9 protein-coding genes and 1 pseudogene are annotated in these 10,043 nt (G+C 42.4%); 9 read left to right on the top strand and 1 reads right to left on the bottom strand.

Annotation, left to right across the window (positions count from 1 at the left end; translation table 11 throughout):
- Positions 1-341 precede the first annotated feature (341 nt).
- Both ACH2DQ_RS06655 and ACH2DQ_RS06650 read left to right on the top strand, forming a co-directional pair.
- Positions 342-1,409 carry a carcinine hydrolase/isopenicillin-N N-acyltransferase family protein gene (locus ACH2DQ_RS06655; RefSeq protein ID WP_394911821.1) on the top strand — a complete coding sequence of 356 codons (1,068 nt, stop codon included), beginning with the start codon at positions 342-344 and terminating at the stop codon, positions 1,407-1,409.
- Positions 1,410-1,422: 13 nt separating this feature from the next.
- On the top strand, positions 1,423-2,811 hold the full coding sequence (locus ACH2DQ_RS06650) for a phenylacetate--CoA ligase family protein (protein WP_394911822.1): 1,389 nt from the start codon (positions 1,423-1,425) through the stop codon (positions 2,809-2,811).
- 9 nt (positions 2,812-2,820) lie between these two features.
- Here ACH2DQ_RS06650 and ACH2DQ_RS06645 read toward each other — a convergent pair whose 3' ends face one another.
- Complete coding sequence (locus ACH2DQ_RS06645; RefSeq protein ID WP_394911823.1) at positions 2,821-3,147, bottom strand: winged helix-turn-helix transcriptional regulator; 327 nt, start codon at positions 3,145-3,147, stop codon at positions 2,821-2,823.
- A 104-nt stretch (positions 3,148-3,251) separates the two neighbouring features.
- On the opposite strand from ACH2DQ_RS06645, the pseudogene ACH2DQ_RS06640 reads away from it, so the two are divergent.
- From ACH2DQ_RS06640 to ACH2DQ_RS06610, 7 genes and pseudogenes are all read left to right on the top strand, one after another.
- Positions 3,252-3,885 (top strand): annotated as a pseudogene (locus ACH2DQ_RS06640) (flavodoxin family protein).
- Between the two features lie 39 nt (positions 3,886-3,924).
- The gene (locus tag ACH2DQ_RS06635; protein WP_394911824.1) at positions 3,925-4,515 is read left to right on the top strand and encodes a flavodoxin family protein; all 591 of its coding nucleotides are present in this window, start codon (positions 3,925-3,927) and stop codon (positions 4,513-4,515) included.
- 182 nt (positions 4,516-4,697) lie between these two features.
- Positions 4,698-5,459 (top strand): ABC transporter ATP-binding protein, encoded by a 762-nt coding sequence (locus ACH2DQ_RS06630; protein ID WP_394911825.1) that lies wholly within the window; start codon positions 4,698-4,700, stop codon positions 5,457-5,459.
- 11 nt (positions 5,460-5,470) lie between these two features.
- The gene (locus tag ACH2DQ_RS06625) at positions 5,471-7,822 is read left to right on the top strand and encodes an FtsX-like permease family protein (RefSeq protein ID WP_394911826.1); all 2,352 of its coding nucleotides are present in this window, start codon (positions 5,471-5,473) and stop codon (positions 7,820-7,822) included.
- A gap of 82 nt (positions 7,823-7,904) precedes the next feature.
- Positions 7,905-8,627, top strand: coding sequence for a cyclophilin-like fold protein (locus tag ACH2DQ_RS06620; protein WP_394911827.1), 723 nt, complete (start codon positions 7,905-7,907; stop codon positions 8,625-8,627).
- 231 nt (positions 8,628-8,858) lie between these two features.
- On the top strand, positions 8,859-9,725 hold the full coding sequence (locus ACH2DQ_RS06615) for a DUF3737 family protein (protein ID WP_394911828.1): 867 nt from the start codon (positions 8,859-8,861) through the stop codon (positions 9,723-9,725).
- Positions 9,726-9,731: 6 nt separating this feature from the next.
- Positions 9,732-10,043, top strand: a 312-nt coding sequence (locus tag ACH2DQ_RS06610; protein WP_395026056.1) for a cyclophilin-like fold protein, incomplete at its 3' end; no start/stop codon positions are given.

Below are 10,043 nucleotides of genomic sequence, written 5' to 3'. Positions count from 1 at the left end.
GGTTTCTAATTGTTCGGTTAGAAAAGCTGATAAAACAGTTAAGGAATCCGAAACAATCCGTTTAGAAATTGTTTATCTTTTTGTTAGCGGCAATTTATCCCCCGGGGTTACAGTATAAGGGCGTAGTAATATTTTCTGAAATTAATAGGTTGTGAAAGCGAATCGGTTTTTTCGGTTGGGCGTACACCTCACAGATTGATTTTTATCAGTTTCTAAAAGATAAAGAAAGGATTTATAAAATAATGAAAAAAAGAGCAATTATAATATTTATGTTGTCCTTAGTTCTGCAAAGCACCCTAACCGGATGTGGACAAAGTGAAACATCACAAGCAAATACAAATATGGAAAAAGTTAGGGATAAGGAAGGGAATACGATGGAAAACAGGGAGCGAAATGCAAGACAAAACAGAGATCAAAATTCAGATCAAACAGAACTCTCAAATATAAACATAATTTCTCCGGATACCAGCATTACAAAGCTGGAAGAAGACTTATCCGTTGTCCGATATGAAGGAGACTACGGTTTTGGCAGTTTTCTGGAACAGGGAGGGGCATCTTCCGATGAGGAAGTTGTAGAGTATGTGAGCAGCCGGCTGTCTTCTAATCTTCCGGAACTTCTCTTTGGCGGGAATCCATTCGGATGCAGTACTCTGTCTGTGAAAAACACAGAAGATGGATATCTTTTTGGAAGAAATTTTGACTGGAATGCCTGCAATGCGCTGATTATCAGTTCCCGGCCTGATGAGGGATATGCATCCATATCCACGGTCAACATGGATTTCATACAGGCAGGAGGGCTCGATATTTCTATTCTGCCAGATCATGTGCAGGCAGCTATTGCTTTGTATGCACCACTTGACGGAATGAATGAAAAGGGACTTGCGGTATCTGTGAACATGATTGAGGATACGGATACCATTGAACAGAATACCGATAAACCGGACATTACAACGACAACCGCCATTCGTATGCTTCTGGATCAGGCAGCAGATGTCGCGGAAGCATTGTACCTCCTAAGACAGTACGACCTGCATGCCTCTATGGGGATGATGATACATCTGGCTCTTGCAGATGCAGAAGGAAACAGCGTTGCAGTGGAATATATAAATAATGAAATGGTGGTTACGCAGACTCCTGTGGTTACCAACTTCTATCTGGCTGAGGGCGAAAAATACGGCATTGGAAGTACCCAGTCCCATACCCGGTACGACCTGCTCCAACAGGCACTTACCGTTAAGCAGACCATGACAGAAACAGACGTAAGAGATGCACTGGACAGCGTCAGCAAAGACAATTTTGGAGAGTTTGAATCCACCGAATGGAGCATCGTAATGAATCAGCATACAAAAGAAGTGACTTATTACCACCGGGAAAATTATGATAATGGGTATTCCCTCACCGTCCAGTAGAAAGGAGAAGCAGATGAATTACGCCAAAACACTGCTGGGGTTATACCGTTTCAAAAGGCAGGCAAAACTCAGCCCAAAACAGATGCACGCTCTGCAGGATAAAAAATTAAGGCAGATGCTGCATTTTGTCTGGGACCACTCCGTTTATTATAAAAGGACTTTTCAGGCGGCAGGAATTACAGAGGCTCAATTGGATGAACTTCCACTTTCCTGCTTCCCAACGATTGACAAGCAATCTTTCCTGGAACATTTTGATGAACTGGTGGTTCCTCCTGATTTGCGCCAGCGGGGCCTTCGTGAATTTGATGCCGCGGAATCTTCGAAACAAAAATTATACAAAGATAAATACCATGTGGTTCATTCTTCCGGAAGTACAGGCAGACCGGGTTACTTTGTATATGATGAACATGCCTGGAACACAATGCTCCTTGGCATTATACGTGCAGCACTCTGGAATATGTCCATGCCGAAGATACTTTCGCTACTTGCAAAGCGCCCCAGGATCATCTATATTGCAGCCACAGACGGCCGATATGGCGGTGCCATGGCAGTAGGCGACGGGATAGACGGAGTGGGTGCCAGCCAGATGTATCTGGATATCAAAACACCTCTTAATGAGTGGATCCGGCAGATAAAAGCATTTAAGCCCAATATTATTATTGGATATCCTTCTGCTATTAAAATTTTAGCAGAGCTTGTAGAAAATGGAAATGCAGATGTGGATGTGGTGCGGGTAATTTCCTGTGGAGAGCCCCTTGGCGCCAGTCTCAGAAAATATCTGGAAGAAATCTTCAAAACAGAAGTAGTCAATTTTTATGGTTCCAGTGAATCCCTCGCTCTTGGGGTGGAAATGAACCAGAAAGAAGGCATGCTGCTTTTTGATGATATGAATTTCATTGAAGTGGAAAGCGGCGTCATGTATCTGACCTGCCTTTATAATTTTGCCCAGCCATTGATCCGTTACCGCCTCTCGGACAGTCTGACACTTAAAGCAGCAGAAGCGGACAGTCACTTGCCTTTTACCAGAGCTATGGGACTGCTGGGACGAAGCGAAGATATTCTCTGGTTTGAAGACGGCTCCGGGAATAAAGAATTTCTGCATCCCCTGGCAATAGAAGGATTCTGTATCGAAGGTCTGAAGGATTACCAGTTCTGCCAGATAAGCCGCGATGCCTTTGAAATGAAAGCAGAAGTATCCGCTCATGCATCCAAAGATTCTATACGCACAGAAATGTTAAAACAGATGAAAAAGATTCTTTCGGAAAAGCATCTGGAGTATGTACAGTTTTATGTGATTTTTGTGGATGAGATCCTTCCCGATCCCGGGACAGGCAAAAAACAATTGATTATCCAAAAAGGAGATAACGGGATGGTTGAAACTTTAGATAAACACTATATATAAAAGTATGACTCACGATTCAATACGCTGGTGTCCCCATTCACATATGGTATTTAAAATTGGCATCAAAGACAAGCCTTTCTCTGTCAGGGAATATTCCACCTTTGGAGGAACCTGTGGATATTCATGTCTCGAGACCAAACCGTCTGTCTCCAGTTCTTTGAGCTTGTTTGACAACATTTTGTGGGTCACTGTATCAAGTGCCTTTTTTATCTCACTGTATCGCATAACTTCGCATTTCCACAGCCAGAAAAGGATATGCATTTTCCATTTTCCGTCTATCAGGGAAATTGCATAGGCAAAGGGTTTAATGTCAATTTCTTCATGGGGGATTTTCATTCTAACTCTCCTTTTAGATAGTATCTATCAAAATAGTGCGTTCTTGTATATTAGATAGACTAATTGTATAATGTCGCCATAAAGATGTCAATGGAGGTTTTTAAATGAAAGTACTGATGTTAAATGGAAGTTCAAATTTAAAAGGCTGTACTTATACAGCATTAACAGAGATTGGAAAAATTCTGAATGAGGAAGGGATTGATTACAAGATTTTCCAGATTGGGGTAAAACCGGTCAGGGATTGTATCGCCTGTAATAAATGCAGCCCAAAGGGATGTATTTTTAATGATGATGGAGTAAACCAATGAGGCGGATGGTTTCGTCTTTGGTTCCCCGGTTTATTTTGCACATCCAAGTGGAAGTCTGCTGTCATTTTTAGACAGAGTTTTTTACAGTAATGGCAAAAGTGAATTATATAAGTCTTTCAGGTATAAACCGGGAGCAGCTGTTGTATCAGCGCGAAGGGGCGGCACCACTGCTTCTTTGGATGCTATCAATAAATATTTTGGAATCGCACAGATGCCAACCGCAGGATCTACCTACTGGAATATGGTACATGGACAGACACCGGAAGATGTGAGGAAAGACGAAGAAGGGCTGCAGACTATGCGCAACATCGGAAGAAATATGGCATGGATGTTAAAGTGTTTTGCGTCCGGAAAACAAAACGGGATTACGCTGCCCCAGACGGAAACAACTTATACCACTAACTTTATCCGGGATTATTCATTCATGTAATATGACGGGATTTACATTTATTAAGGAAAGGAGCTATAAATGAAACATATATTGGTAGTTGTGGGAGGCGGCCGGGCAAATGGGAATACCATGCAGCTGGCAGATGCTTTTATACATGGAGCAGAAGAAGCAGGACATCAGGTGGAAAAAATATCGTTACTTCAATATGAGGTGAAAGGATGTCTGGGATGCAATGCCTGCCGGAATGGAAAACCATGTATACAGAAGGATCGTTTTCAGGAATTGGTACCTAAAATAAAAGAGGCAGATTGTATTGTATTTGCATCACCCCTGTATTTTTGGACCATATCATCAAAATTAAAAGCTTTTATTGAACGATTTTATAGTATTGCGGAAGAAGATGAGAACCCTCCATATGGAAGGTATGAGAAATATCCAGTAAAAGACAGTGCATTATTAATGACATCTGCTGATGATTTATTCTGGACATTTGAGCAGGCGTCCTCTTATTATCAATTTGCTGTCGTGAACTACATCGGTTTTCAAGATAAAGGCATGCTGCTTGCAGGAGGTTGCGGAGATACTAATGGCAAACCGGGAATTGGAGAAACGAATCATTTAAATGAGGCATTTCATTTTGGAAAATTGCTATATTCAGGGGAATTGTAATATTTAATATTTTAAAAACACGGTGATGCTGCCGTGTTTTTTGTTTGCCTGAAATACTATTTGCTATTACAAATTTAGTTTAGAAATATTCACGAATTAGTTTAGAAATTGTTTATTTATTTGTTAGCGCCATGTTATTTGCAGGGGTTAAAGTATAGGCATACCAAACAAAGGAGTATAAGATGAGAAACGCAATCTTACAAGGAAAACAGATTCGTAAAATTTTTGCCCATGGTCAAAGGAAAAACATTGTACTGAATCATATTGATGTGAATATTTACAAAGAGGACTTTACGATTATTATGGGGACTTCCGGATCAGGAAAATCAACGCTTTTGTATACTTTAAGCGGAATGGACCTTCCAACCAGTGGTGACGTGGAGTACAAAGGGAAAAATTTATGCAGCATTTCAGAAATAGAAATGGCGAAAATAAGAGCAAGAGAGTTTGGTTTTGTATTTCAGCAGTCACATCTGGTTAGCAATCTCACTTTATTGGAAAATGTGTTAGTTGCGGGTTATGTAAGTAATAAAGAAAGTGAAACGGAGATTCGGAAACGGGCAGAGACATTGATAATGGAAATGGGTATATGGGAAGCAAAGGATCGGCTGCCATCGGAGACTTCTGGTGGTGAAACCCAACGGGCTGCCATCGCCAGGGCCGTCATAAGCTCTCCTGATATCCTTTGGTGTGATGAACCGACAGGTGCGTTGAACAAATCCAATACAGAAGAAGTCTTAAACCTTTTAAGTGCCCTAAACAAAAAGGGGCAAAGCATTCTGATGGTAACGCATGACCTGCGCGCCGCCATCCGAGGTAACCGGATCTTATATCTGGAGGATGGAAAAACCATAAATGAGCTGATACTGACTCCTTACCAGGAAACCCAGGAAAAGCAGAGAGAGCGCCGAATCAGCAAATGGCTGTCCGAATTGCAATGGTAGGAGGCTTAAGGATGGAAAATAAAATCATAATAAAGGCTGGCATCAAAAAACATAAGGGAAGTCTCTTTGGAATCGCGGTACTTCTGTTTCTCGTATCCTTATCCATTTCCACTGTTTTCACCGTATTTTTAAGGGGCGGGGCGTATATTCGTCAGGAGATGCAGCGTGTGGGATTTGGCAGTCTAACGGCCTGGGTATCCGATGTACCAGATATGGCGGCACTTACCAAAAGCATTGAGATGCAGAGAGGTATGCAATCTACTGCCGTACAGAATCTTATTTTTTCAAAATATGAAGCAAACGGTATGGATTCAGACAGTGAAGGTCAATTAATTCCATGGTCAGCAGAAGAGGAAACCTATCATTTCTTTCGTGATGACCTGTCCGGTTACGGGGAATCTCCTATGGAAATTACTCCCGGAACAGTTTATGTTTCCCCCTCTATGGCATCAGTCATGGATCTGAAAATAGGAGATATCATTACATTTCCTGTGGCAAGAGGAGGAGAAAGGATAAACCTTACCGTCTCCGGATATTATGAGGATCCTTATATGGGAAGTTCGATGATTGGTATGAAAGGGTTCCTGATTTCAACAGACGATTATACATCCATCCTTCAGACCATTCAGGGAGCAGGCATGGACAGCCTGGCAAGAAAAGGCGCCATGATTCACATTTTCACAAATGATGGAAATAATTTCAGCCTATCCGAAATTAACCGGATCCTCAACGAAAATACCCCCATCTCCCAATATACAGAATTTATACATAGTGCCGGTGCTATGGAAGAATTTATGGTGATTCTGCAAAATGCATTCTGCGGACTTCTGGCAGCGTTTGCCCTGGTTCTGCTCGGGGCTTCAATGGTAGTTCTGGGACACAGCATATCAGGTGTCATCGAACAGGAATCAGGAAATCTGGGAATTTTAAAAACCATTGGACTTACCGGAAAGCGTCTGATCTGTCTGCAGCTGATACCCTATTTCGTTACTATCGCAGCAGGATTGCTAACAGGGCTGGTGGCTGCACGCCCAGTGGCTGGATTTATAAGCAGAATGACTCTGACAGCTACAGGAGTTTTGTTCCCGGCTGACTTACCTGCATTGCCATGTCTGGCTGCTTTTGCAGTAATTATATTTCTCCTTGCCGGTTTTACCGTTTTGAAACTGAGAAAGATCATTTTAGTTACCCCGATGAAAGCAATCCGGGGCGAAATGGCCGGGATGAATTGGAAACCGGGCAAGCATGCCAGGATAAAAGCAAAGGGTCTCGCCCTTCACCTGGCTGTACGCCAGCTCCTGTCAGGAAAAAAGAGATATCTCAGTGCCTGTATAATAGCGGTACTGCTTGTATTTTCCGCATCTCTGGCCGGAAGAATAAATGCATGGTTAGGACCGGAGGGGAAAGGCATGATGGATGCTTTTAATCCGGCAGATCTGGATATCGGCGTACAGGCACTGGGGGAATTAAATGCCATGGAAATTGAAAATATGATACAGTCCTATACCAAAATCACCGACAGCTATCTGCTTGCCATGCCAAGCGTATCGGTAGATGGTACCAACTTTACGGCGAATGTGATTACCCAGCCGGAACGGTTCCATATCAGTCAGGGAAAGACCAGCGAGAAGGATGATGAAATTGTTCTGACAGAAACAGCAGCAACCGATTTAAATATAACCATTGGCGACAAGGTGACGGTCAGAGGCGATATAAAAAGCCGGGAATTTACCGTTTCCGGAATCTATCACTGTGCCAATGATATGGGCGCCAATATTGGTATGAGCCGGGAAGGGTACCTTTCCATCGGGCAGGATGACCCACAGCTATGGTGCCATCATTATTTCCTAGAAGATGCAGCTGCAAAAGCAGCCATAACAGAGGCACTGGAAACAGCTTATGGAGGCGATGTCCATATCCATGAGAACTCTTGGCCGGGACTTTCCGGTATCATTACAGCCATGCACGGCCTGCTGGCCTTTATATATGGAATGACTGCCGTATTCATCTTAATTGTAACTGCAATGACCGGAAGCAAGATTCTTACTGCAGAGCAAAAGGATCTTGGAATCTACAAATCCCTGGGCTGTCCCACAAACATGCTTCGCACAACATTTGCTCTGCGGTTTGGCATTGTGGCAATTGTGGGTGCTGTGGCTGGAACGATCCTTGCATCAATTCTGACCGATCCTTTGGTGTCCCATGTGATGAGACTTGCAGGAATCAGCAATTTTGCCTCTCAGCCCACTGCAATGATCATTCTGATACCGGGCTTTGCAGTAACCCTTTTTTTCCTTCTATTTTCCTATCTGGCATCCCGCCGGATAAAGAAGGCGGATATGACAGTATTAACAACAGAATAAAAATAATATCATACAACTGGCAAAACCTGAGATAACAGGTAATTCGAAATAGCCAGGCTAAATTAAGCAGAAAGGACAGATTATGAAGAATAAAACATTAACAAAAGTAATGAATACTGGAATGTTGATCATGATATCCATGGTATTCCTTGGAGGTTGTGGACAGGAAGGAGAGAATCCGAACAACAACAGTTCCGGACAGCAGTCAGTTGATGCTGAAATTAGTTCCAATGCAGGAGAAGAGATAATTACAGGCAGAGATTCATATTCAGAGACAAATTCAACAGCAGAAGCAGTGGAAAGGGCGGGGGCGGATCAATCTGTGGAAGCAGACGCAGGCTCTGGCACAGATTCAGCTGCTGAAGCAGATACTGAAACAGATAAGACGTCAGGTACCGCTACTGAGCTGGAAGTACGGTTCGGAGATGAAGGGGAACCTTTCTTAATGCAATTGGAAGACAATGAAACTGCAAAAGCCATAGCCCGTTATGTGGGCACTTCAGACTGGAGGCTTCCAATTTATGAAAGGGATGATGATGCCGACTATAACGTGTTGCAGTATTATGATATTTCAAGCAGATATGATATTCCTTCCGCCCCGGTAACGGTAACGACGGAAAAAGCTGGCGAGGTATATTATTCAGATCCAAACCGCATTGTACTATTTTACCATGATGCAGAGATTACCGGAGAATATACAAAAATAGGTACTTTTGACGCTACCGACGCATTTGTGAATGCCGTAGAAGAGAATCCGGTTTTAGAGGGATGGGGCAACAAAATCGTACAAATTGCACAACCGTAAGAAATACAGCGGCTGAATCGTTACAGCAGAATAAGGAGCATGCAGTGCAGTTACCTATATTAACAAACAACAACAATAAAGGTGCATGCAGAACAGATACCTGTATTAACAGACAACAATAATAAAGGAGCATGCAGTGCAGTTGCCTATATTTACAAACAACAACAATAAAGGTGCATGCAGAACAGATACCCGTATTAACGAACAATCATAATAAAGGAGTAATGAAAAATGAAAGAAATCAGACAGCAATATTTAACCGGGGAACGCCCGCTTTTCAAAGGCGAAAATTTAAAAATATACGACACCATATTCACAGACGGAGAGTCACCGCTTAAGGAAAGTCAGGATATAGAATTGTATGGAAGCATGTTTAAATGGAAATATCCGCTGTGGTACAGTACGAATATTTTAGCCGAGGATTGTACATGGTTTGAAATGGGCCGTGCAGGAGTATGGTATTCAGACAATATTACGGTAAAAAATGCAATTATTGAGGCCCCGAAAAATTTCCGCCGCTGTCATAACGTAAACCTACAAGATGTTAATTTTCCAAATGCTGCTGAGACCTTATGGCATTGTGATGGGGTAACTATGGAACAGGTTACAGCCAAAGGAGACTACTTTGCGATGAATAGCCGGAATATGAAACTTCAGGATTTTCAGCTGGTCGGAAATTATTCCTTTGACGGAGTAAAAAATATGGAAATCCATCACGCCAGACTCCTCTCCAAAGATGCTTTCTGGAACTCCGAAAATGTGACGGTATATGATTCCTTTATCTCCGGAGAATATCTGGGATGGAATGCAAAAAATCTGACCTTGATTAACTGTACCATAGAAAGCTTACAGGGCTTGTGCTATATTGAAAATCTTGTCATGAAAAACTGCAGGCTGTTAAACACCACACTGGCTTTTGAGTACTCTACCGTAGATGTGGATATTGATGGGAAAATAGACAGTGTAATGAATCCGTCAGGAGGAAGCATCCGTGCAGATTATATTGGAGAACTGATTATTGAAAAAGATAAAGTAAATCCGGAAAAAACTGTCATAACCTGCCGTATGGACCAAATGGAAAATCAAATGGCGGTTTAGAGAATAATGAAAAAAATAGTATACCTTTTCATTGTAGGAATCCTGTTGCTCTCTCTTTTGGCATGCGGCAGAGAAATCAGGCAGGAGCCGGAAAGCAGGACTTTAGATCAGATAGAACAAACTTCTTCTGAAACGAAGACTTCGGGAACAGAAAAAACTACTTCTGGCGCAAAGGACAGCCTTGTTCATGAATTACGAATCCAGGTAACTGGAGAAGACGGACAGCATATTGTCTTTCGGTTAAATGACAGTCCGGCAGCAAATGCACTCTATGAACAACTGCCACTTACCATACCGGTAGAAGATTACAGCCACAAT

The sequence above is a fragment of the Robinsoniella sp. genome (genome assembly GCF_034124845.1).
The sequence above is the reverse complement of the archived record's forward strand: the minus strand, read 5'-3'. Positions and strand labels throughout refer to the sequence as shown.